This window comes from Streptomyces sp. NPDC043746, assembly GCF_056436485.1.
The window spans coordinates 1-22,337 of the sequence record NZ_JBWKCM010000015.1 but is presented as its reverse complement, the minus strand read 5'-3'; the positions used below and the strand labels follow the sequence as shown (position 1 = coordinate 22,337).

Sequence of the window (22,337 nt, the reverse complement as noted above, 5' to 3'; positions counted from 1 at the left end):
GTCGGGAGATCGCGGATCGCCCGGGTGCGGTGGCACTCCGGGCGGCGGCCGGGGGCTTCGCTGCCCCCGAGGCATATCGCGCTGATCACGGCACCAGGCTATCGCCCCTTCACCCCACCCCGTCATGAGCCGCATGTGTACAAAAGAAGACATCGAACTTCGACACTTCGGACAGTGCGGTGCATGGCCTTGGCGAATGTACGCAACGGGGGCAACCTGTTACCGGGGGCGCGGAAACAGCCCCACGAGCCCTGAGGAGCGCGTCATGCCCGAGAAGGTCCTCATCGTCACCGGCGACGCCGCCGAGTCCCTCGAAGTGCTCTACCCCTACCAGCGGCTGCTGGAGGAAGGGTACGAGGTCGATATCGCGGCCCCCGAACGCAAGACGCTGCGCTTCGTGGTCCACGACTTCGAGCCCGGCTACGACACCTACACGGAGAAGCCCGGCTACACCCTCCCCGCCGACCTGGCCTTCTCCGAGGTGGACCCCGGAGCCTACATCGCCCTGGTGATCCCCGGCGGCAGGGCCCCGGAGTACCTTCGCAACAACGCCGAGCTGCGCAAGATCATCGGCGCCTTCTTCTCCGCGGACCGCCCGGTCGCCCAGATCTGCCACGGCCCCCTGATCACCGCGGCCACCGGCAACCTCAGCGGCCGCCGCGTCACGGCGTACCCCGCACTGGAGCCGGACATGCAGAGCGCGGGCGCGGAGTTCCAGGACACGGAGGCGGTGGTGGACGGCCCCCTGATCTCTTCCCGGGCCTGGCCGGACCACCCGGCGTGGATGCGGGAGTTCCTGAGGGTGCTCCGCGCAACCAGCCGATCCAGCTGACCCGACCACATCCAGCCACATCCGCTCACCGCAGCCGCCCCAGCCCGACCCGCCCACATCCGGCCTGTCCGGCCGTCCGGCCAAGTCCAGCCGGTCCGGCGTTTGAGGACGTCTTTTCACGCCCAGCTGCCCCAGCCACCGAACCAAACCAGCTCGCCCGGCAAATCCAGCCCGTCTGGCGTCTGAGGCCACTCTTCAGCCCGTCCGGCGCCTGAGGACCGGGCCCGGGGCAGCGCTCCGCGCCCCGCCGCACCGCCCCCGCACGCCCTCACCACACCCGCTACGCGGAAAACGTCTCCGCCAGCGCCACCGCCTCCCCCAGACTGTCCACCACCGGCACCCCGGCCGCCAGCAGGCTGCTCCGGCTGTGCGCCCCCCCGGTGTACAGCACCGCCCGCGCCCCCACGTGCGCCGCCGCCACCGCGTCGTCCACCGCGTCCCCGATGACCACCGAGTTCTCCGGGGATATCCCGCCCGAGCACGCCAGCTCCTCGAAGTGCCGCTCCATGTGGAGCGCTTTGCTTCCGCCCGAGGGACCCGTCCGCCCGTCGACCCGGACGAAGTGGGACTCGATCCCGTACCCGCGCACGACCGGCACGAGGTGCTCGTGCCCGTACATGCTCAGGATCGACTGGCTGTGCCCGGCCAGCTTCCAGCGCGCGAGCAGCTCCTCCGCCCCGGCGGTGAGCCCGCAGGTGACCCGGCGCTCCGCGTAGTACCGGTGGAAGATGTCGTCCATCCGCTCCCACTCGGCCGCGGTGGGCTGCCGGCCCAGGAGCCGCTCGTAGAAGCGGGGTATGGGCACGCAGTACGTCTCCCGGTACTGCTCCAGGGTGAGCGGCGCCAGGTCCACCTCGGCGAAGGCCGCGTTCGCCGCGTGGATGACGGCGTGGATGTCGTCGAGCAGCGTGCCGTTCCAGTCCCAGACCAGATGGGTGCGTGTCTTCCCGGGTGTCATACAGAAAACGTACCCGCAGGGTCTGACAACGCAGAAGCGCCGGCCGTGCGCGGGGCGTCAACCGATGAGCTGCGGAATCTCCTGGACGCCGAACCAGAGCAGCTCGTGGTCCTCCGCCCCGTCCACCGTGAACTGCGCGTCGTCGTCCCCGAGGTCCGCCGCCCCCAGGGCCGCCGCTGCCGCGGCCACGTCCTTCTCGGCCTCGTCGGCGTCCACGTGCACCGCGGCCGCCTTGGCCAGCGGCAGCGCGGCGGCGAGGCGCACCTCGCCGAGCGAGGCGGCGCTCAGCCCCTGGTCGGGGTCGGTGGTGGCGGCCCCGTCGGGGACGTCGACGGCGACGACGATCCGGCGCCGGGCCGCGCCCGGGTCCCCGGCGATCAGCCGGAGCGAAGCGGCGGCGGCCCGGCTGAGCGCCGCGTACTCCAGCTCCTCGATGTCGTCGGAGACGTACCACTCGCGCAGCCCGGGCGTGACCGCGTAGGCCGTCAGCGGCCCCGGGCCGACCTCGCCGGCCGCGTGTGCCGCTGCGAGACCGGAGAGGGTCAGGGGGACGTACACGCGCATGGCAGGCCGCTTTCGTAGTCGGAAGACGCGTTCAGGATACGTGGGGAGCCCCCTTTCGGGTTTCGGCAACCGGGGGCACCCGTCCACGCCCGGCGCCCCGTCACCCCCGCTCCGGCCCTTGCGGCACAAGGACCGTGCCCCGGATAGGTGAATCGCGCCGGACCCCCGACTGGGCGCGGGAGCCCCTTGCGGTGTTGCCGACCGCCCCCGTAGAAGATCCCCAGCACAAGTTACCGCCCGGTATCAACCGGGCCCGGTTCACGTCACGGGGGCGATGAACATGAGCACGAACAACTCCAGGCCCGCCGGCCGCCACGATCGGCGCAGGCCCCAGGCCGTACCTCCCCAGCGATCCCGGCGGCTTCAGCCGCACCGCCCGCCCCGGCCCCATCAGTGGTTCGCGGAACGGCTGCTCGCGGTCCTCAGCGGCCAGCGCCCGGTGCACTGGATGCTCGGCCACACCATCGGTGACGCCTACGACCAGCTCGCCGAACTGGCCCCCGGCGTCCCGCTCGGGGCCGCCCGGGGCACCCGCCCGGTGCTGCGCCACTGCCACGGCGCCCAGCCCGCCACCGGGGTGGTCGAGGCGTTCGCCAGCATCGCGGCGGGAGACAGGGTCCAGGCCATGGCCTTCCGCCTGGAACAGGGCGCCGACCAGCGCTGGCGCTGCGCCGCCGTGGAACTGGGCGGCGAGCCCCTGGTCCCCGTCGGCCCGGGACGGCGGTGACCCTCGCACGACGGCAGGGGCCGGGCACCCCGAGGTGTCCGGCCCCTGCCGCTGCGGCACCGCCGCTGCTACTTCTTACGGCGGCGACCGCCGCTGCCACCGCTGTTCCTCTGCGCCTTGCGGCGCTCGGCGCGCGTCATGCCGTCGGTGGAGCGTGTCGCACCGGCGCTGTCGGTGGCGAAGTCGCCCTCGACGACCCCGCCCTCGCCGTCCACCGTGGGGGCGGAGAAGTGCAGCCGGTCGGGGCGCTGCGGGGCCTCCAGGCCCTTGGCCCGGATCTGGGGGGTGGCGGGCTCCTTCTCCAGCGACGGGCGCTCGGCCGCGTCCTGCACCGGAACCTCCTCGACCTGCTGCTCGACCTGGACCTCCAGGTTGAACAGGTAGCCGACGGACTCCTCCTTGATGCCCTCCATCATGGCGTTGAACATGTCGAAGCCCTCGCGCTGGTACTCCACCAGCGGGTCCTTCTGCGCCATGGCCCGCAGGCCGATGCCCTCCTGGAGGTAGTCCATCTCGTAGAGGTGCTCACGCCACTTGCGGTCCAGCACGGAGAGGACGACGCGCCGCTCCAGCTCGCGCATGATGTCGGAGCCGAGGGTCTTCTCGCGCTCCTCGTACTGCTCGTGGATGTCGTTCTTGACGGCCTCGGCGATGAACTCGGCGGTGACGCCCGCCAGGTCCCCGGCCTCCTCCTCCAGCTCCTCGACGGTGACCTTCACCGGGTAGAGCTGCTTGAAGGCGCCCCACAGCCGGTCCAGGTCCCACTCCTCGGCAAAGCCCTCGGCGGTCTCCTGCCGGATGTAGTCGTCGATCGTGTCGTCCATGAAGTGCCGGATCTGGTCCTGGAGGTCCTCGCCCTCCAGGACGCGGCGGCGCTCGCCGTAGATGACCTCACGCTGCCGGTTGAGCACCTCGTCGTACTTCAGGACGTTCTTGCGCGTCTCGAAGTTCTGCTGCTCGACCTGCGACTGGGCGGAGGCGATGGCACGGGTGACCATCTTGTTCTCGATCGGGACGTCGTCGGGGACGTTCGCCATCGACATGACGCGCTCGACCATCTGGGCCTTGAACAGGCGCATCAGGTCGTCGCCCAGCGACAGGTAGAAACGGGACTCGCCCGGGTCGCCCTGACGGCCGGAACGACCGCGCAGCTGGTTGTCGATCCGGCGCGACTCGTGCCGCTCCGTGCCGAGGACGTACAGCCCGCCCAGTTCCTTGACCTCTTCGAACTCCGCCTTCACGGCCAGCTCGGCCGCCTCCAGCGCGGCGGGCAGCGCGGCCGCCCACTCCTCGACGTTCTCCACCGGGTCGAGGCCGCGCTGGCGCAGCTCCGCCTCGGCGAGGTCGTCCGGGTTGCCGCCGAGCTTGATGTCGGTGCCTCGGCCGGCCATGTTCGTGGCGACCGTGACCGCGCCCTTGCGGCCGGCCTGGGCGACGATCGTCGCCTCCCGGTCGTGCTGCTTGGCGTTGAGGACCTCGTGCTGGACACCGCGCTTGGAGAGCTGCTGCGAGAGGTACTCGGACTTCTCGACCGAGGTGGTGCCGACCAGGATCGGCTGGCCCTTCTCGTGCTTCTCCGCGATGTCGTCGACGACGGCGGCGAACTTGGCGACCTCGGTGCGGTAGATCAGGTCCGACTGGTCGACCCGGACCATCGGCCGGTTGGTCGGGATCGGCACCACGCCGAGCTTGTAGATCTGCTGGAACTCGGCGGCCTCGGTCATCGCCGTACCGGTCATGCCGGAGAGCTTGTCGTAGAGGCGGAAGAAGTTCTGGAGGGTGATCGTGGCGAGGGTCTGGTTCTCGTCCTTGATGTCCACCCCTTCCTTCGCCTCGATCGCCTGGTGCATGCCCTCGTTGTAGCGGCGGCCGGCGAGGATACGGCCGGTGTGCTCGTCGACGATCATGACCTCGCCGTCGATGACGACGTAGTCCTTGTCCTTCTTGAACAGTTCCTTCGCCTTGATGGCGTTGTTCAGATAGCCGACGAGCGGGGTGTTGACCGACTCGTAGAGGTTGTCGATACCGAGCCAGTCCTCGACCTTGGCGACGCCGGACTCGTGGATGCCCACGGTCCGCTTCTTCTCGTCGACCTCGTAGTCGCCGGTCTCCTCGATGCCCTTGAGCTGGTTGCCCGCCTCACCCTTGGTGAGACGGGTCACCAGCTTGGCGAAGTCGCCGTACCACTTGGTGGCCTGGTCGGCCGGGCCGGAGATGATCAGCGGCGTACGGGCCTCGTCGACGAGGATCGAGTCGACCTCGTCGACCACGGCGAAGTTGTGGCCGCGCTGGACGAGCTCGTCCTTGGACCACGCCATGTTGTCGCGGAGGTAGTCGAAACCGAACTCGTTGTTCGTGCCGTACGTGATGTCGCAGGCGTACTGCTCACGGCGCTGGGCCGGGGTCATGTTGGCGACGATGCAGCCGACGGTCAGGCCCAGGAACTTGTGGACCCGGCCCATCAGCTCGGAGTCGCGCTGGGCCAGGTAGTCGTTGACCGTGATCAGGTGCACGCCCTTGCCGGAGAGCGCGTTGAGATACGCGGGCAGGGTGCCGACGAGGGTCTTGCCCTCACCGGTCTTCATCTCGGCCACATAGCCGAGGTGCAGGGCGGTTCCGCCCATGATCTGTACGTCGTAGTGGCGCTGTCCGAGAACGCGCTTGGCGGCCTCGCGAATCGTGGCGAACGCCTCGGGGAGCAGGTCGTCCAGGCTCTCGCCGTCCGCGTACCGTTCCTTGTACTCGTCGGTGAGCGCCCGCAGCTCGGCGTCGGAGAGGTTGACGAAGTCCTCTTCGATGGAGCTGACCTGGTCCGCGATGCGGTGCAGTTTGCGCAGGATCTTGCCTTCGCCTGCACGCATGAGCTTGTTGAAGACGGACACTGAGGCTGGTCTCCTTGCCGGTCGGGCCTGGCACTGGGTCGTGTGATGGACTCTGGCGCGGGCACGGCAGGTGGGCCCCACCGCAACGGCCATCGTAAGCGAGGACACCACCGCGTCGGGAGGGCTGCCGTCGCGTGGACCTTGCCGCACCCTCCCGGACAACGGACGAGAGGCGCGGAAGGTGCCGGGAAGCCCCAAAAGTGCTCGCGTCACGGATCCCCGCTCATGAGAATCACTGTATGGAGCCGATCACTCTCACCACGCGACGCCTTCTGCTGCGGCCGTTCGGCCCGCAGGACACCTACAAGGTGCATGCGGCCTGTCAGGACCCCGACATCCAGCGGTGGACGGTGATCCCCTCCCCGTACCGGCTCACCGACGCGGAGCTGTTCATCGCCCAGCTCGCCCCGGCGGGGTGGCGGGACGACTCCGCCTACAGCTTCGCCCTGGTGCTGCAGGAGAGCGACGCGCTCGTCGGGGCGCTGTCCGTCGACCGCCGCAGCCGGCCGGGGACGTACGAGGTCGGCTACTGGTCCTCCCGGGAGCACCGCAATCGCGGGTACGTCACCGAGGCGGTGCTCGGCTCCGCCCGCTGGGCCTTCACCGCGCTCGGGGCGGACCGGCTGGAGTGGCGCGCCGAGATCGGCAACGTGGCCTCCCGGGCGGTCGCCCTGCGGGCCGGGTTCCGGCTGGAGGGCGAGCAGCGGTCCGGGCTGCTCAACAAGGGGGTGCGGCGGGACGCGTGGACGGCGGCGCTGCTCCCGTCCGACCTGGGACTGCCGGGCACCCACCCGTACCTCCCCGAGCGGCACGGTGCCGCCCCGGACACAGCGCGGTGAGGCCGCCGCCGGTGCTCCCTCCCTGACTGTCAGTGGTGCGGTCTAGGGTTCGACACATGACGCCTGTGCCGCCTCCCGCAGTCGAACTCTCCGCCGACCAGGCCCGCCGCATCGCGCTGCGCGCCCAGGGGTTCCTGGGTGCTCCGGACCGCCGGGCGGGCGTGCCCGGGGTGCTGCGCCATCTCGGGGCCGTCCAGTTGGACACCATCTCCGTGCTGGCCCGCTCGCACGAGCTGATCCCCTACGCCCGGCTCGGCGCGGTGGGCAGGCGCGCGGTGGAGGAGGCGTACTGGTCGGGCGGGCGCTCCTTCGAGTACTGGTCGCACGCCGCGTGCATCCTGCCCGTCGAGGAGTGGCCGCACTTCGCGTTCCGGCGCCGCGCCTACCGGGCCCGCCCGCACTGGCACCACGATCTGCCCGACGGCGTCTACGACACGGTGATCAAGCAGTTGCGTACGGAGGGCCCGCTGACGGCGACCGAGCTGGGCGGCGCGAAGAACGGCGGGGAGTGGTGGGACTGGTCGGCCTCCAAGGTCGCCGTCGAGCGGGCGTTGATGTACGGCGAGGTGGTCTGCACCGAGCGGCGCGGCTGGAAGCGGGTCTACGACCTGGCCGAGCGGGCCATTCCGGACGCGGTGCTCCATGACGATCTGAGCGACACCGAGTGCCGGCGGCGGCTGGTCGCGCTGGCGGGCCGGTCGCTGGGCGTGGGCACCCGCAGCGACATCGCGGACTACCACCGGCTCAGGGGCGAGGAGTTCGACGCCGTGGTGGCGGACTCGGGGCTGGTGCCGGTGACGGTGGAGGGCTGGTCCAAGCCCGCCTGGGCGGACCCGGAGGCGCTGGCCGCCGAGCCGCGCGGACGCCACCGTACGACGCTGCTGTCGCCGTTCGACTCGCTGGTCTGGGAGCGGGCGCGGACCGAGCGGATCTTCGGCTTCACGCACCGGCTGGAGGCGTACGTCCCCAAGCAGAAGCGGGTCCACGGCTATTTCGCGATGCCGCTGCTGGCGGGCGGGAAGCTCCAGGGCCGTATCGACCCGGCGCGCGAGGGCACCACGCTGGTCGCCCGGCAGGCCTCGCTGGCCGGTCCGAAGGCGGTCGCCCCGATGGCCCAGGCTCTGGTGGAGGCGGCGGCCTGGGTGGGCTGTACGGACATCCGGCTGGAGCGGATCGACGCCCCGGAGCTGCGCGACCCGCTCAGGGACGAGATCGGCCGGGCGCTCCAGCGGGCCCACCGCTGAGGTGCTGTCCCGCGGGTCAGCGGATTTCGAGGATCTTCTCCCGCATGGCATAGACCACGGCTTCCATGCGGGAGTGCAGCTGGAGCTTCTCCAGAATATTGCGGACGTGGTTCTTCACCGTGTTCTCGGAGATGAACAACTCCTTGGCGATATCCCGGTTGTTCATGCCGGTCGCCACGAGTTTCAGCACTTCCAGTTCCCGGTCGGTGAGCCGGGGGGCGGGGACGAGCCGCCGCTCGTCGGTGCGCTGGATCATCGATTTGAACTCGGTGAGCAGCTTGGAGGCCATGGAGGGGCTGATCTGGGACTGTCCGTCGGCCACGGCGCGAATGGCCGTCGCCACCTCGTCGGTGGAGATCTCCTTGAGGAGGTATCCGGTGGCGCCCGCCTTGATCGCGTCGTAGAGGTCGGCCTCCTCGTCACTGATCGTCAGCATGATGATCTTCGCGCTGGGGGCCACCTCCTTGATGGCGGTGCAGGCCTCGATGCCTCCGCGCTTGGGCATCCGCACATCCATCAGGATGATGTCGGGCAGCAGGTCGGCGGCCTTGTCGACCGCCTCCGAACCGTCTCCGGCCTCACCGACGACCTGGATGTCCTCCTCCTGTGCGAGGACGATCTCCAGCCCCCTGCGGAAGAGCGCGTGGTCGTCGACCACGAGGACCCTGATCGGCTCCTTGCGCGGGGGGCCGTCCACGTCGTCGACGGCATGGGCGCCGTCGTCGTCGGAGCCTCTCGCACCGCGCACGGGCCCGAAGGTGTCCACCATCGTTCCTCCCCCTGAAGGCCACGGCCTGATAGTCATCGGTCGTCCGCCAACGGCGTTCCGGCGAACACCGGTTGGCTCGGGACGCCATGATTCCATGCCGCGACGCCCCAGCGGTGATCCTGCACCCGCGCGCAGGTGCCCCTGGTGGCGTGAAACCGCTCCAGGGGCACCGTGGTGGTGGGGCGTCAGCCGCCGAGCGCACCGCCCGCGCCGCCTGCTTCGTCAGCGGCGAGCGGGTCGGTCCTCAGGTGGATGACGCCGTAGTCGTAGGCGTGTCGCCGGTAGACGACACTGGGCTCCTTCGTCTCGGAGTCGACGAACAAGTAGAAGTCGTGTCCGACCAGTTCCATCTCGTAGAGCGCCTGGTCGAGCGCCATGGGTGCGGCGGTGTGGGTCTTCTCGCGCATCACGAGCGGCCCTTCGCCCTGCACCTCGATCGATCCGACCCTCGTGGTCGGTACGGGTTCCGACGGCTGCTCGCCGACCAACTCGCCGTCCTCGTCGAACGAGGCGACACCCGGCACCACGTCCCCGACCTCGGCGGCGGAGAGACGGCCGTTGCCGCGGCGGCTGTAGCGCTTGTCGTGCTGCTTGCGCAGCCGGGCCTCCAGCTTTCCGGTGGCCAGGTCGAGCGCTGCGTAGGGGTCACCCGCTGCCGCTTCCGCCCGGATGACCGGGCCGCGCGAACGGAGCGTGATCTCCACCCGGTCGGAACGGTCGGCCTGACGGGGATTCGGCTCCTTGGACACCTCGACGTCGAGGCTGATCACCTTGCCGTCGAACTTCTGGATCTTGTCCAGCTTCAGCTTCTCGGCCACGTGCTTGCGGAACCGCTCGGGCACCTCGGTCTTGCGGCCCTTGACGACGATGTCCACGCAGAACTCCGTTCCCGGATCGCCCCGCTCAAACGGCGGGGCATCTCCCTTTTGCACCAGCCCCCGGTGATCCCCAGGGGCCTCGGACTCGGTGACTTTCGCCTCCTCCTCCCCCGTCGGAGAGGTCACTACCCCACCGGCTCGGCTGCTTCCGGTCCATCGGTGAGTTACCTGCCCGAAACCTCAAGGTGCATTCATCGAGGTTCGGCCTTCACCGCTCCTCACCACCGAACATAGCCTGCGCACCCGGGTATCGGCACCCGCTACCGGCACTTACCTCCGTTCAAGGGGTCTCGCCCTCCCATTACCTGCAACGATGCAAGTTCTCGGTCAGTTCCGGTTTATTTCGAAGGCGGACGGAGAAGCAGAGACGACCGCCGCCGCGCACACCGGGTCGCCGAAGGGACCACGGGGGCTCCCGAGCGCCTCGGCGACGGCCCGCGCCGCCTCGGCCAGCGTCGATCCCGTCGTCAACAGGTCGTCCACCAGGACCACCCTTCCGGGGCCGAGCAGCCGCTCCGCCCCGCCCGCCACCTCCAGCGCCCCGGCGAGATTCGCCCGCCTTCCCCGGGCGCCCAGCCCCGACTGGTCGACGACCGCACGGCGCTGCCGGAGCACCGGCAGGACCCGGGCCGGACACCCCGTGCGCCGCAGCTCGCACGCCGCCGAGCGGGCGATCCGCCGCACCGGATCATGACCGCGTGCCGCGGTGGCGGAGGGCGCTGAGGGTACGGGCACCAGCAGCAGGGGTCCCACGGCCCCCACCTGCCCCGTCCCGGCCCGTACGGAGGCCGCCAGGGCCCGTCCGAGGGGGCGCGCGAGCCCGAGTGCCCCGCGCTCCTTGTGGGCCAGCAGCACCGCGCGTACGGCGTTCTCGTACGGCGCCGCCGCATGCACCGCCGGAAGCCCCGCAGGCCTGGGCGAGGGGCGCACCCTCCGGGGAACCGCCCCGCTCAGCGCCGACCCGCACAGCGAGCACAGCTCCGTACGCGCTCTTCCGCAGCCCGCACAGGCCACCGGCAGGACCAGACCGGAGAACTCCCCCCACCACTCCCGCATGGCTCCACAGTGCCCGCACACCGCAGGACGGACCACCCCTGTGGACAACCACCGGCAGGAGGCCCGATCCCCCCAGGGGCTTGCAACCGGCGTCAGCCCGGGTAGACCAGTGAGGTGCCTTCCTCCAGGACCGTCTGCCAGTTGTCCCCCGGCGAGAGCTTCACTATGCCGTCGCCCTCGGTCTCCGCCATCAGCGGAAGCACCTCGTCGTCCGCCGCGGCGACCGCCCGGACCTGGTTGACCCCCGGCAGCACTCCGGAGGCACCGGAGGACGGCGTGGAACCGTCCGCCTGCACGTACCGCACCTGCTGGATGCCGCCCGCCTCCTTGCCCACCACCACGAGACGGCTGCGGCCCGACCAGGAGATGGCCGAGACGTCCGTGAGTTGGGGCGCGGCCTGGCGCAGGTCCTCGACGGAGATCTCGGGCGCCTCCTGGGTCCCGCGCCGCTCGACCCGGCCGATCTTCAGCGTCGTGTGCCCGTCCGCCGTGACCAGCAGGGCGATGCGCACCCCGTCCGCCGAGAGTCGCAGCTCCTCGATCCGCCCGCCGTCCAGGCCCGGGACCCGGACCTCCTGCGGCTCGCCCTCGCCCTCGACCAACCGCAGCAGCCGCGGGCGCGCCTTGTCGCGGTCGGCGACCCACAGATCGCCCCGCCCGTCCCAGCTCGGGGACGACAGCCGGTCGGTGGCCTTCTTGCCCGCGCTGGTCACCGCGGGCGGGGCCAGCTCGCCCGACGCGACCAGGGAGGCGACGTAGAGGTGCTGCCCGTCGGCCGAGACCGCGGCGGCCCGCTGCTCGTCCCGGGCCACGCCGACGGCGCCCATCGCGGCCGCGCCGGTGCCGAGGGGGCCGTGCACCGCCTCGGGGGTGCCGTTGCCCCCGGTGGCGCCGGGGATCTTCTGGACCGTCCCCTTGGCGTCGATGAAGTACTGGCTGTCGGGCCCGTCGGAGCCGCTGTCGGAGGAGAACTTCGCCGCCTCGTCCGCGTCCAGCGCGCAGAGCCGGCCCTTGCCGCCCTCCAGCTCCACCTGCTCGACCCGGGCGGAGGTCAGGTCCCGCAGAGTGAAGAGCACCTGGGCGGCCATCATCCGGCAGGCCGCCCGGCCCGCCTTGTCGGCCTTGTCGTTGAGCGGCACCTTCAGCACGTTCTGGTCGTCGGGGGCCAGCGCGACGACGCCCTTGCGCAGGGCGGTCCCGGTGGGGAACCGGGAGTCGACCACGGGCCGCAGCCAGTTCGTCGGCCCCTCCAGCAGCGTCCTGACCGTCTGCGTCGCCGTGCTCATGCGGGTGACCGGGTCGGTGCCCGTGCGTACGTAGACGGGGTCGGCGACAAGCGCCGGGCGGCCGTCCGTCCGCCCGGTGGCGAAGTAGTACTTGTTCACGGAGCGGTAGAGCCGCTTGAAGTCGGACTGCCCGAGGACCAGGCCGTCGGGCACGATGTCGATGCGCCACTCGGTCTTCCCGTCCGCCACCTCCTCCCGCACCAGGTGCAGGACCTGGGAGTAGTCGGTGGGGGCGAGCGGCTGGTACGAACTCTGGGCGTCGACCGCCGCCACCTTCTCGCCGGTCAGCGTGTAGGAGGTCTCGGCGTCGCGGCGCTCCTCGTCCTGGAGGAGGGGGCCGCTGCGGTTGGGGGCCTGGGCGAGCACGGTGGTGCCCTCGCTCGGCTGCCAGGTCTCGGCGGCCGCCCGGCTCAGATACTTGCGGGTGGTCCGGAAACCGGGGTCGTCGCTGGTCATCGACTCCAGGAAGCCGTCGACGATCTCGCTGGGCGCCGCGCCCTCGCGGGGCTCCACCGCGTACACCTGCACCTGGGAGTCGCCCGGCTGCGAGGCGTCGACCGCCTTGACGTCACCGGTCACCGGCATCGACCCGCAGCCTGCGAGCACGATGACGGAGCAGCCGAGCAGCGCGGTGAGCCGCACGCCGCGTCCGGGGCCGCCACGACGGCGGTCAGTACCCACGAGTGGTGTCCTCCTGGTCGGAAGGGTGCGCCGGGGAGTCGGCGCCGCCGGGGCGCTCCGGTGCCGGGCGGGCCACGACCCTGGCCCCGTTGCCGGGCAGGGCCGCCGGGTGCACCGAGGCGGGGGCCGGGTGCGGCACGGCGGGACCACAGCCCGGTACGGGCAGCGGTGAGCGCATCGCCGCCCCGGTCTGGCTCGGCACGGAGAGCAGCCGGTTCTCGCCCGTCGGCGCCTCGTCGCGCTCCCGGCTCTCGCGGTTGCGCCGGGAGTCCTCGGGCTCCAGCGGTATCGGTGAACCGCGCAGCGGCTCGTCCGCCGTACGCGGCAGGGTCAGCCGGAACTGGGAGCCGCCGCCGGGCTCGCCCCAGGCCTGGAGCCAGCCGCCGTGCAGCCGGGCGTCCTCGACCGCGATGGAGAGGCCGAGGCCGGTGCCGCCGGTGGTCCGGGCCCGCGCCGGGTCGGCGCGCCAGAACCGGTTGAAGACCCGGGTCGCCTCACCGGGCTTGAGCCCGACCCCGTAGTCCCGTACGGCCACGGCGACCGCGCCCTGGGCCACCCCCATCCGCACCACGACGTCCCGGCCCTCACCGTGCTCGACGGCGTTGACCACGAGGTTGCGCAGCACCCGCTCGACGCGCCGGGCATCGGCCTCGGCGATCACCGGCTGGTCGTCGCCGACGACCAGGATGCGGCTGCCCTTGCGCTCGGCGAGCGGCTCGGCACCGCCGATCACCCGGTGCACCACGGTCCGCAGGTCTATCGGCTCGGCCTCCAGCGCCGCCGCGCCCGCGTCGAACCGGCTGATCTCCAGCAGGTCGGAGAGGAGCGACTCGAAGCGGTCGAGCTGGTCACCGAGGAGTTCGGCCGAACGCGCGGTGACCGGGTCGAAGTCGACGCGCGCCTCGTGGATGACGTCGGCGGCCATCCGTACGGTCGTGAGCGGGGTCCGCAGCTCGTGCGAGACGTCGGAGACGAAGCGCCGCTGCATCCGGGAGAGCTCCTCCAGCTGCTGGATCTTCAGCTGGAGGTTCTGCGCCATCTTGTTGAAGGCCTCACCGAGCCGGGCGATGTCGTCCTCGCCGGTGACCTTCATCCGTTCCTGGAGCTTCCCGGCGGAGAGCCGCTCCGCGATACCGGCCGCCATCCGCACCGGGGTGACGACCTGACGCACCACGAACCAAGCGATGGCCCCGAGCAGCACGACGACGAAGAGCCCGGCGGTCGCCAGGGTCGTCTTGACCAGCGTCAGGGACTTCTCCTCCTGCGTGAGCGGGAAGAGGTAGTACAGCTCGTAGGGGTGCTGGTCGATGTCGTAGAGCCGCTTGCCGACGACGAGGCCGGGCTGTGACTCGTTGCCGTTGGAGTAGCGGATCAGGGAGTACGTCTGGAAGGCGCCCTGGCCCTTGCCCACGTCCTGGCGCAGCCGCTCAGGCACGCTGGCCGCCTCGACGCTGCCCGAACCCCGGGGGGCACGGCTGCCCGCGCCCTCGTTGGTCGAGTCCGCGCTGAGGGCGACCACGTTGAAGGCGTTCTTGCCGCCACTCGCGAGCTGATCGACGAGTTCGGTGCGCCAGGAGGTGCTGGCGGTCACCCCGTCGGGGCCCTCGGCACCCTGGCCGCCCGGGGCCAGGGAGGCGTTCGCCCGCTCCTGGGCGGCGGCGAAGCCACCGGCGGCCTGGGTCTGGGCCGCCTTGCCCTTCGCGTCGAGCAGGCCGTTGCGGACCTGCCCGATGACGACGAAGCCGAGCAGCAGCACCACGCCCATCGACATCAGCAGCGTGCCCGCGACGACACGGAGCTGCAGATTGCGCCGCCACAACCGCACGGCGGGCAGCAACGGACGGCGCACCCACCGCATCAGAAGACGGGGCACGGGACCACCAGGCGCCCGGTCCTGGAACAACCGGCCGCCCTGCAGGAAACGGCTCATACGAGAAGCCTTCCGTCCCGGACCGGCAGCCCGCCCCGTACGGACTCCCGGCTCCCCGGGGTTCGGAGCAGCGCTGCCCTCGGCCATGTCAGCTCGGCCCGGCCTTGTAACCGACCCCCCGGACGGTCACCACGATCTCCGGCCGCTCCGGGTCCCTCTCGACCTTGGAGCGCAGCCGCTGGACATGCACGTTCACCAGCCGGGTGTCGGCCGCGTGCCGGTAGCCCCAGACCTGCTCCAGCAGGACCTCACGGGTGAAGACCTGCCAGGGCTTGCGGGCGAGGGCGACCAGCAGGTCGAACTCCAGCGGGGTGAGGGCGATGGACTGTCCCTCCCGCTTCACGGAGTGACCGGCCACATCGATGACCAGGTCACCGATGGCCAACTGCTCCGGCGCGGGCTCTTCGGACCGCCGCAGGCGGGCCCTGATGCGGGCGACCAGCTCCTTCGGTTTGAACGGCTTGACGATGTAGTCGTCGGCACCTGATTCCAGGCCGACCACGACATCGACGGTGTCGCTCTTGGCAGTGAGCATGACGATCGGCACACCGGACTCGGCCCTGATCAGCCTGCACACCTCGATGCCGTCCCTTCCGGGCAGCATGAGGTCGAGCAGCACCAGGTCCGGCTTGGCCTCACGAAATGCGGCCAGTGCCTTGTCGCCGTCCGCTACGAACGACGGCTCGAAACCTTCTCCACGCAGCACAATCCCGAGCATCTCGGCCAGTGCGGTGTCGTCGTCGACGACAAGGACGCGTCCCTTCATAATCGACATCATCCCATTAGCTAATCGTTACCTGCGATGACCTGGCACACAGCTCGGCCAGTCCGACCCCCGTGACCGGGGAAATGACACCCTCCTCGGTGACGATCGCCGTGATCAGCTCCGGCGGCGTGACGTCGAAAGCCGGGTTGTACACCGGGGCCCCGAGGGGTGCGACGACCATCCCACCTCCACCCGCCGTCGACCCGCTCCGCGGCGATGTGACCTCCGTCACCTCTTGCCCGGAACGCTGCTCGACGATGATCGATGTGCCCTCCGCCGTCTCCATGTCCACGGTCGTCGTCGGCGCCACCACGATGAACGGCACATGGTGGTACTTCGCCAGCACCGCCAGCGGATAGCTCCCCACCTTGTTGGCCACCGAGCCGTCCGCGGCGATGCGGTCCGCCCCGATGAGCACGGCATCCACCTCCCCAGCGGCGAACAGGGACCCCGCCGCACTGTCCGTGAGCAGGCTGTAGGACATCCCGCCGCGCGCCGCCTCGTACGCCGTCAGCCTCGCCCCCTGGAGCAGCGGCCGGGTCTCGTCCACCCACAGGCGGCGAAGCCGCCCCTGCCGGTGCACTCGCAACGCCACCGCGAACGCTGTCCCCTCGCCCCCGGAGACCAGTGCCCCGGTGTTGCAGTGGGTCAGCAACTGGTAGCCCCGCCCCGGCAGCAGCTCCTCCAGCAGCGCCGTCCCGTGCTCCGCCATCCGCGCGCTGGCCCGGGCGTCCTCCCGGTGCAGCGCCCGCGCCTCGGCCAGGGCCACGGCCGCGGCCTCCGACGCCTCCGCCCCCTTGCGGGCCGCCGCCCCGTAGGCCGAGGCCACCCGTCGCACCCCGTAACCGAGGTTCACCGCGGTGGGCCGCGCCCCCTCCAGCAGCCCGGCCGCCTCCGCCACGTCGTAGCCCCGCGCCGCCGCGAGCGCCACCCCGTACCCTCCGGCGATCCCGAGCAGCGGGGCCCCTCGCACCGCCAGCGTCCGGATCGCCCGCACCAGCGCGGGCACATCCGTACAGACCAGTTCCACCTCCTCCGCGGGCAGCCTCGTCTGGTCGAGGAGCACCAGTACGGGGCCCTCCGGAAGTTCGTCCCAACGGAGCACGGAAAGCGCGGGAGGCTCTTCGCCCACCGGCGTTTGCACGTCCTGATCAGCCATCCGCCCAGTCTGCCCGGTGAGCCGCCCACAAATGAAGGCACGAAGGAGAGAAGGCTCCCGGTCCGCGGCGCACCGGCCCGTGGCACGATGGCTGCCAACCTGCCGCGCCGATGAGCGGTCAGGACGGTGAAGGAGCGAGAATGAACGACTCTCCGGGCTGGGCGACGCCCGGATCTGCCCCCTCCGACGGCCAGGAGGCGGCCGTTCCCCGCCCCTCCGAGCCCAAGGACGGAAGCGCGCCGACGGGACAGTGGTCCCCCGAGCAGCCGCCTCCCGGGCAGTGGTCCCCGCCGGGCAACCCCGTCGGCGGCCCTGGTGCGCGACCGCCCGCCCCTGGCTGGGGCGGTGGACCGCAGCGCCGCCCCTGGGGCGCACAGCCCCCGGCCGCGAAGCCCGGTGTCATCCCGCTGCGCCCCCTGGGCCTCGGTGAGATCCTCGACGGCTCCGTCTCGGCCCTGCGCGCCCACTGGCGCACCGCACTCGGCTTCAGCCTCGCGGTCTCCGTGGTCGTCCAGGTCGCCGTCGTCCTCATGCAGCGCTATCTCCTGCCCAAGCCGACCGACATCGACCCGAACGCGTCCGGCACCGAAGCCCTCCGCCAGGCTTCCGAATCCCTCCGGACAGCGTTGGTCTCCCTCACCCCGGCCGTTCTCCTCGCCCTGATCGCCACGCTGTTCACCACCTCCGTCGTCACCGTGGTGATCAGCCGCTCGGTGCTGGGCCGCCCCGTCACACTGGCCGAGGCCTGGGCCGAAGCCCGCCCGCGGATCCTCCCCCTGATCGGGCTGACCCTTCTGGTGATGCTGGTACTCCTGACCGTCATGACCGTCGGCGTCACCCCCGGACTCCTGGTCGGCGGCAAGGCGGGCGCGGTGCTCGTACTGCTCGGCTTCGCCGCCGCGTGCGTCGTGGTCCCCTGGCTCTACATCACCTTCGCCCTCGCCGCCCCCGCCCTGATGCTGGAGCGGCAGGGCATCATCGCGGCCCTGCGAAGGTCGGCGAAGCTGGTCCGCGGCGCGTGGTGGCGCACCTTCGGGATCCTGGCCCTGTCTCAGCTGATCGTCCTCCTGCTCAGCCTGGCCGTCTCCATCCTGGTCGTCCTCCTGATGGCCGTCGCCGGCGCAGTCGGCATAGGCGACTTTCCCGAAGCCGGCGCCGCTTCCCTGAGCTGGCCCTTCCTGATCGTCACGGGCATCGGCGAAGTGATCGTCTCGACGCTCGCCTACCCCTTCCTCGCCGGGGTGATGGCGCTGCTCTACGTCGACCAGCGCATCCGCCGCGAGGCGCTCGACCTCGACCTGGCCCGGGCCGCGGGACTCCCGGGCCACGACACCGACACCCCTAGGAGCTGATGAGGTGTCGGGGGCGGGGGGCGCCACAACAGCACGGCAGGTCATCGGCGCGGGCGACATACCCGTGGACACTCCGCGGGTCCCGGCCCGGGAGGCCGCCGAGACCGAGCTGTCCAAGCCGATGTACCACGAGCACGATCCAAGCTTCCTCCAGCGCGCACTGAACAAGTTCTGGGACTTGGTCACGGGAGTGTTCGACGCCGCCGCGAGCGTCGCCCCCGGCGGCCCTGCGGGGCTCGTCGTCGTGGTCCTTCTCGTCGTCGGCCTCGCCGTCGCGCTCTGGTGGCGGCTCGGCACCCCGCAACGCTTCTCCCGCCCCACCGCGGACGCCCTTTTCGAGAGCGAGGGCCCCCGCAGCGCCGCCGAGCACCGAGCCGCGGCCGAAGCCCACGCCACCGCCCTCCGCTGGACCGAAGCGGTCCAGGAACGCATGCGGGCCATCGTCCGGTCCCTGGAGGAACGCGCTCTGCTCGACCTCCGCCCCGGCCGCACGGCGGACGAAGCCGCAGCGGAAGCGGGCCGCGTCCTGCCCGACCACGCCACCCGACTCCGCTCCGCCGCCCGGGAGTTCGACGACGTCACATACGGCGGCCGCACCGCGGGCCGACCCGCATACCTGTCCCTGCGCGCCCTGGACACCGAGCTGGACGAGGCGAAACCCATACTCTCCGGAGCCCCCCGAGGAGCCGCCGGATGACCGCGGCCCCCTCCCCCACCTCGACCGCGCCCACCCCCGACCAGGTCTGGAAGCGCGCGCGAGGACCGCTGATCGCCCTGCTCGTCCTCGTGATCGCGGGCATCACGTTCGCCGCGGTCCGCTCCGGCACCGACTACGGGCACCTCGACCCCCGTTCCCCCGGCCCGAAGGGCAGCCGCGCCGCGGCGGAACTCCTCAGGGAACGCGGGGTGTCCATCACCGTCGCGACCACCCTCGACGAAGCCACCACGGCGGTGGGATCCGACACCACGCTCCTGGTCACCGGCCCCAACCTCCTGACCCCCTCGCAACAGCGCCGACTCCACGAGGCGGCCAACGCCTCCACCGGCCGCACCCTCCTGATCGCCCCCGGCCCAGCGGCCGTGTCCAGGCTGGCCCCCGGCGTACGCGCCGAATCCCACCGCCCGGTGGACGCGATCCCTCCGTCCTGCACACTCCCCGCCGCCCGCAGCGCCGGCACGGCGGACATGGGCGGCATCCGCTACACGGCTCCCGGCTCCTCCGCCACCGCCTGCTACCCGAGCGACGGAACCCCCAGCCTCCTGATACGCCCGGCGCGCGGAGACGGCGACACCGTCCTGCTCGGCTCCCCCGACTTCCTCCACAACGAGCGTCTCGACCAACAGGGCAACGCCTCTCTCGCCCTGCAACTCCTCGGTTCGCGTCCCCATCTCGTCTGGTACCTCCCCTCTCTCACCGATCCATCCGCCACCGCCGATGACGGCTCCCCCGACGACGGCGGTCGCACCGGCGAGGAGACCTCCGCCGACGAGAGCGACTTCCTCGACCTGATCCCCTCCGGCTGGCTCTGGGGGACACTCCAACTCACCCTCGCCGCCGTCCTCGCGGCGATCTGGCGGTCCCGTCGGCTCGGCCCCCTGGTCATGGAACAGCTGCCGGTCTCCATCCGCGCTTCGGAATCCGCCGAAGGCCGCGCCGGTCTCTACCGCAAGACCAACGCCCGCGACCGGGCAGCCGCATCGCTGCGAACCGCCGCACGCGCCCGCATCGCCCGCCTCACCGGCGTCACCGCCCGCGAGGCCCACACTCCTCACGTCCTCCTCCCTGCCGTGGCCGCCCGTACCACCACCCCGGACGGCGAACTGAGCACCCTGCTCTTCGGCCCGGCCCCCGCCGACGACGCGGCCCTTGTCCTGCTGGCCGACCACCTCGACGCCCTCGAAAGAGAGGTACGCACTTCATGAGCGCCCCGACCCCCGAGCCGGCCGACCCCACAGCGGTCCTGGCGACCCCTGCGGCTCCGGAGCCCGCCGACGGCGCCCGCGCCTCCCTGGAGGCCCTCCGCTCCGAGATCGCCAAGGCCGTGGTCGGCCAGGACCCTGCCGTCACCGGACTCGTCGTCGCCCTGCTCTGCCGAGGACACGTCCTCCTCGAAGGAGTCCCCGGTGTCGCCAAGACCCTGCTGGTCCGGGCACTCGCCGCCTCCCTCCGACTCGACACCAAGCGCGTCCAGTTCACCCCCGACCTCATGCCGAGCGATGTGACGGGCTCCCTCGTCTACGACGCCCGAACCGCCGAGTTCTCCTTCCAGCCCGGCCCGGTCTTCACCAACCTGCTGCTGGCGGACGAGATCAACCGCACCCCTCCCAAGACACAGGCCTCCCTCCTGGAAGCGATGGAGGAGCGCCAGGTCACCGTCGACGGCACACCGCGCCCGCTGCCGGACCCCTTCCTGGTCGCCGCCACCCAGAACCCGGTCGAGTACGAGGGCACCTATCCGCTCCCGGAAGCCCAACTCGACCGCTTCCTGCTCAAGCTGACGGTGCCGCTGCCTTCCCGGCAGGACGAGATCGACGTCCTCACCCGTCACGCCGGCGGCTTCAACCCACGGGACCTCAAGGCAGCAGGCATACGGCCCGTCGCCGACCCCGCCGACCTGGAGGCGGCCCGCTCAGCCGTCGCCAAAACCGCGGTCTCCCCTGAGATCGCCGGCTATGTCGTGGATATCTGTCGTGCCACGCGCGAATCCCCCTCGCTCGCTCTGGGCGTCTCCCCCCGAGGCGCCACCGCCCTGCTCTCGACCGCACGCGCCTGGGCCTGGCTCACCGGCCGGGACTACGTCACCCCGGACGATGTGAAAGCCCTGGCGCTCCCCACGCTCCGTCATCGCATCCACCTGCGGCCCGAGGCAGAGATGGAGGGGGTAACCCCCGACTCCGTCATCACCTCGGTGCTCGCCCACGTCCCCGTACCCCGATGAGGCGGTGACCATGGCCCTCACCGGACGTACCGCACTGCTGGCCGCACTGGGATCACTCCCCGTAGGCATCCTCGCTCCGAGCTGGACCGGGATGCTCGCCGTCAACGCACCGCTCTCACTAGCGATTCTGTGCGACTATGCCCTGGCAGCGCCAGTGCGCCCGCTCCGATTCACCCGATCCGGTGATACATCCGTTCGACTCAGTGAAGCGGCGGAAGTGCAACTCACCGTGACCAATACGTCGCGACGGCGGCTGCGGGCGCAGCTCCGCGACGCCTGGCCGCCGAGCAGCTGGCCCACGGGGAGCGAACAGGCCTCCTCCCGCCACGCGTTGACGGTTCCTCCCGGCGAACAGCGGCGTCTCACCACCGTGCTGCGCCCCACCCGTCGCGGCGACCGCCAGGCCGAGCGCATCACCGTCCGTTCCTACGGCCCCCTCGGCCTCGCCGCGCGCCAGGGGCACCACCGCGTCCCGTGGACCGTGCGGGTGCTGCCCGCGTTCGCCAGCCGTAAGCATCTGCCCTCCAGGCTCGCCCGGCTCCGGGAACTCGACGGCCGCACCAGCGTGCTGACGCGGGGTGAAGGCACGGAGTTCGACAGTCTGCGGGCCTACGTACCGGGGGACGACACGCGTTCCATCGACTGGAGGGCTACAGCACGCCAGTCAGCAGTCGCGGTCCGGACGTGGCGTCCCGAACGCGACCGGCACATCCTGATCGTCCTGGACACCGGACGCACCTCCGCTGGCCGGGTGGGCGGCGTCCCACGCCTCGATGCGGCCATGGACGCCGCGCTCCTCCTCAGCGCACTCGCGACACGTGCCGGGGACCGCGTGGGCCTCCTCGCCTACGACCGCCGCGTACGGGCCCGCGTGCAGGGCCGGACCACGGGAGGCGACGTCCTCGCCAAGGTCGTCGGCACCCTCGCTTCGCTGGAGCCCGAACTCGTCGAGACGGACGCCCGAGGCCTCAGCACCACAGCCCTCTCGGACGCTCCCCGCGGTTCGCTGATCGTCCTTCTGACGAGCCTGGAGACCGCCGCCGTCGAGGAGGGACTCCTCCCGGTGCTCCCTCAGCTCACCCAACGCCACACCATTCTGCTGGCAGCTGTGTCCGATCCGCGGATCGAGGAGATGGCGGAGAGCCGGGGCACAGTGGACGCGGTGTACGACGCCGCGGCCGGCGCCCAGGCCCAGGCCGAACGGCGCAGCACGGCGGAGAAACTCCAGCGCCACGGCGTCGTCGTCGTGGACGCCACCCCGGACGATCTCGCTCCGGCCCTCTCCGACGCCTATCTGGCCCTGAAGGCCGCAGGCCGTCTCTGAGAAGGGGCTCCCTGCCAGCCACTATCTGTAGCTGGTCGGGGCCTCAACCTGCCGCTGAACGCAGGAAAGCCCCGCACCATACGGTACGGGGCTTTCCCAGAAAAATTGTTCGGCGGCGTCCTACTCTCCCACAGGGTCCCCCCTGCAGTAC

The 22,337-nt window shown here is 71.3% G+C and carries 19 protein-coding genes; 9 read left to right on the top strand and 10 right to left on the bottom strand.

Going from position 1 to position 22,337, the window contains the following annotated elements; all coding sequences use genetic code 11:
• The first annotated feature begins 265 nt into the window (after positions 1-265).
• The gene (locus AC0682_RS17800; protein ID WP_478533783.1) at positions 266-832 is read left to right on the top strand and encodes a DJ-1/PfpI family protein; all 567 of its coding nucleotides are present in this window, start codon (positions 266-268) and stop codon (positions 830-832) included.
• 280 nt (positions 833-1,112) lie between these two features.
• On the opposite strand, the gene AC0682_RS17795 is transcribed toward AC0682_RS17800, so the two are convergent.
• Together AC0682_RS17795 and AC0682_RS17790 are read right to left on the bottom strand one after the other, a co-directional pair.
• Positions 1,113-1,790: an HAD family hydrolase gene (locus tag AC0682_RS17795; protein WP_478533781.1), complete on the bottom strand. Its 678-nt coding sequence runs from the start codon at positions 1,788-1,790 to the stop codon at positions 1,113-1,115.
• Positions 1,791-1,847: 57 nt separating this feature from the next.
• A complete protein-coding gene (locus AC0682_RS17790) occupies positions 1,848-2,354 on the bottom strand; it encodes a DUF6912 family protein (RefSeq protein ID WP_254812441.1) in 507 nt (168 codons plus the stop codon).
• 280 nt (positions 2,355-2,634) lie between these two features.
• Between AC0682_RS17790 and AC0682_RS17785 the strand changes: the two genes are divergently transcribed.
• Positions 2,635-3,081, top strand: a complete 447-nt coding sequence (locus tag AC0682_RS17785; RefSeq protein WP_254812440.1) for an Rv3235 family protein — start codon at positions 2,635-2,637, stop codon at positions 3,079-3,081.
• Positions 3,082-3,149: 68 nt separating this feature from the next.
• On the opposite strand, the gene secA is transcribed toward AC0682_RS17785, so the two are convergent.
• On the bottom strand, positions 3,150-5,963 hold the full coding sequence (gene secA, locus AC0682_RS17780) for a preprotein translocase subunit SecA (protein ID WP_478533779.1): 2,814 nt from the start codon (positions 5,961-5,963) through the stop codon (positions 3,150-3,152).
• A 239-nt stretch (positions 5,964-6,202) separates the two neighbouring features.
• Here secA and AC0682_RS17775 point away from each other — a divergent pair, with 239 nt between their 5' ends.
• Entirely contained in the window at positions 6,203-6,802 is a 600-nt protein-coding gene (locus AC0682_RS17775; protein ID WP_478533778.1) for a GNAT family N-acetyltransferase, read from the top strand.
• Between the two features lie 56 nt (positions 6,803-6,858).
• Complete coding sequence (locus AC0682_RS17770) at positions 6,859-8,046, top strand: winged helix-turn-helix domain-containing protein (protein ID WP_478533777.1); 1,188 nt, start codon at positions 6,859-6,861, stop codon at positions 8,044-8,046.
• A gap of 16 nt (positions 8,047-8,062) precedes the next feature.
• Here AC0682_RS17770 and AC0682_RS17765 read toward each other — a convergent pair whose 3' ends face one another.
• From AC0682_RS17765 to mtnA, 7 genes are all read right to left on the bottom strand, one after another.
• The gene (locus AC0682_RS17765; RefSeq protein ID WP_478533775.1) at positions 8,063-8,815 is read right to left on the bottom strand and encodes a response regulator; all 753 of its coding nucleotides are present in this window, start codon (positions 8,813-8,815) and stop codon (positions 8,063-8,065) included.
• Positions 8,816-9,000: 185 nt separating this feature from the next.
• Positions 9,001-9,690 carry a ribosome hibernation-promoting factor, HPF/YfiA family gene (gene hpf, locus AC0682_RS17760; RefSeq protein WP_254812435.1) on the bottom strand — a complete coding sequence of 230 codons (690 nt, stop codon included), beginning with the start codon at positions 9,688-9,690 and terminating at the stop codon, positions 9,001-9,003.
• Between the two features lie 330 nt (positions 9,691-10,020).
• A complete protein-coding gene (locus AC0682_RS17755) occupies positions 10,021-10,749 on the bottom strand; it encodes a ComF family protein (protein ID WP_478533774.1) in 729 nt (242 codons plus the stop codon).
• A 92-nt stretch (positions 10,750-10,841) separates the two neighbouring features.
• Positions 10,842-12,677: an LpqB family beta-propeller domain-containing protein gene (locus AC0682_RS17750; RefSeq protein WP_478533906.1), complete on the bottom strand. Its 1,836-nt coding sequence runs from the start codon at positions 12,675-12,677 to the stop codon at positions 10,842-10,844.
• Positions 12,678-12,705: 28 nt separating this feature from the next.
• A complete protein-coding gene (mtrB, locus tag AC0682_RS17745) occupies positions 12,706-14,733 on the bottom strand; it encodes an MtrAB system histidine kinase MtrB (RefSeq protein ID WP_478533773.1) in 2,028 nt (675 codons plus the stop codon).
• A 1-nt stretch (position 14,734) separates the two neighbouring features.
• Positions 14,735-15,424: a two-component system response regulator MtrA gene (gene mtrA, locus AC0682_RS17740; RefSeq protein WP_266915499.1), complete on the bottom strand. Its 690-nt coding sequence runs from the start codon at positions 15,422-15,424 to the stop codon at positions 14,735-14,737.
• A gap of 4 nt (positions 15,425-15,428) precedes the next feature.
• Positions 15,429-16,571, bottom strand: coding sequence for an S-methyl-5-thioribose-1-phosphate isomerase (mtnA, locus tag AC0682_RS17735; RefSeq protein WP_478533772.1), 1,143 nt, complete (start codon positions 16,569-16,571; stop codon positions 15,429-15,431).
• A 140-nt stretch (positions 16,572-16,711) separates the two neighbouring features.
• Between mtnA and AC0682_RS17730 the strand changes: the two genes are divergently transcribed.
• Genes AC0682_RS17730 through AC0682_RS17710 form a run of 5 tightly spaced genes read left to right on the top strand, consistent with a single transcriptional unit; the run spans position 16,712 to position 22,186 of the window.
• Complete coding sequence (locus tag AC0682_RS17730; RefSeq protein ID WP_478533771.1) at positions 16,712-17,923, top strand: DUF7847 domain-containing protein; 1,212 nt, start codon at positions 16,712-16,714, stop codon at positions 17,921-17,923.
• A 4-nt stretch (positions 17,924-17,927) separates the two neighbouring features.
• A complete protein-coding gene (locus tag AC0682_RS17725; RefSeq protein WP_478533770.1) occupies positions 17,928-18,620 on the top strand; it encodes a DUF4129 domain-containing protein in 693 nt (230 codons plus the stop codon).
• A complete protein-coding gene (locus AC0682_RS17720) occupies positions 18,617-19,846 on the top strand; it encodes a DUF4350 domain-containing protein (RefSeq protein ID WP_478533769.1) in 1,230 nt (409 codons plus the stop codon). Before AC0682_RS17725 ends, AC0682_RS17720 begins: the two co-directional genes overlap by 4 nt.
• Positions 19,843-20,862: an AAA family ATPase gene (locus AC0682_RS17715; protein WP_478533767.1), complete on the top strand. Its 1,020-nt coding sequence runs from the start codon at positions 19,843-19,845 to the stop codon at positions 20,860-20,862. Before AC0682_RS17720 ends, AC0682_RS17715 begins: the two co-directional genes overlap by 4 nt.
• 10 nt (positions 20,863-20,872) lie before the next feature.
• Complete coding sequence (locus tag AC0682_RS17710) at positions 20,873-22,186, top strand: DUF58 domain-containing protein (RefSeq protein ID WP_478533766.1); 1,314 nt, start codon at positions 20,873-20,875, stop codon at positions 22,184-22,186.
• Positions 22,187-22,337 lie beyond the last annotated feature (151 nt).

Excerpts from the sequence above, each read along its gene's own strand:
- AC0682_RS17800 (WP_478533783.1), top strand. The coding sequence starts at position 266 with ATGCCCGAGAAGGTCCTCATCGTCACCGGCGACGCCGCCGAGTCCCTC.
- AC0682_RS17795 (WP_478533781.1), bottom strand. The coding sequence starts at position 1,790 with ATGACACCCGGGAAGACACGCACCCATCTGGTCTGGGACTGGAACGGC.
- AC0682_RS17790 (WP_254812441.1), bottom strand. The coding sequence starts at position 2,354 with ATGCGCGTGTACGTCCCCCTGACCCTCTCCGGTCTCGCAGCGGCACAC.
- AC0682_RS17785 (WP_254812440.1), top strand. The coding sequence starts at position 2,635 with ATGAGCACGAACAACTCCAGGCCCGCCGGCCGCCACGATCGGCGCAGG.
- AC0682_RS17775 (WP_478533778.1), top strand. The coding sequence starts at position 6,203 with ATGGAGCCGATCACTCTCACCACGCGACGCCTTCTGCTGCGGCCGTTC.
- AC0682_RS17770 (WP_478533777.1), top strand. The coding sequence starts at position 6,859 with ATGACGCCTGTGCCGCCTCCCGCAGTCGAACTCTCCGCCGACCAGGCC.
- AC0682_RS17765 (WP_478533775.1), bottom strand. The coding sequence starts at position 8,815 with ATGGTGGACACCTTCGGGCCCGTGCGCGGTGCGAGAGGCTCCGACGAC.
- AC0682_RS17755 (WP_478533774.1), bottom strand. The coding sequence starts at position 10,749 with ATGCGGGAGTGGTGGGGGGAGTTCTCCGGTCTGGTCCTGCCGGTGGCC.
- mtrB (WP_478533773.1), bottom strand. The coding sequence starts at position 14,733 with ATGGCCGAGGGCAGCGCTGCTCCGAACCCCGGGGAGCCGGGAGTCCGT.
- mtrA (WP_266915499.1), bottom strand. The coding sequence starts at position 15,424 with ATGATGTCGATTATGAAGGGACGCGTCCTTGTCGTCGACGACGACACC.
- mtnA (WP_478533772.1), bottom strand. The coding sequence starts at position 16,571 with ATGGCTGATCAGGACGTGCAAACGCCGGTGGGCGAAGAGCCTCCCGCG.
- AC0682_RS17730 (WP_478533771.1), top strand. The coding sequence starts at position 16,712 with ATGAACGACTCTCCGGGCTGGGCGACGCCCGGATCTGCCCCCTCCGAC.
- AC0682_RS17720 (WP_478533769.1), top strand. The coding sequence starts at position 18,617 with ATGACCGCGGCCCCCTCCCCCACCTCGACCGCGCCCACCCCCGACCAG.
- AC0682_RS17715 (WP_478533767.1), top strand. The coding sequence starts at position 19,843 with ATGAGCGCCCCGACCCCCGAGCCGGCCGACCCCACAGCGGTCCTGGCG.
- AC0682_RS17710 (WP_478533766.1), top strand. The coding sequence starts at position 20,873 with ATGGCCCTCACCGGACGTACCGCACTGCTGGCCGCACTGGGATCACTC.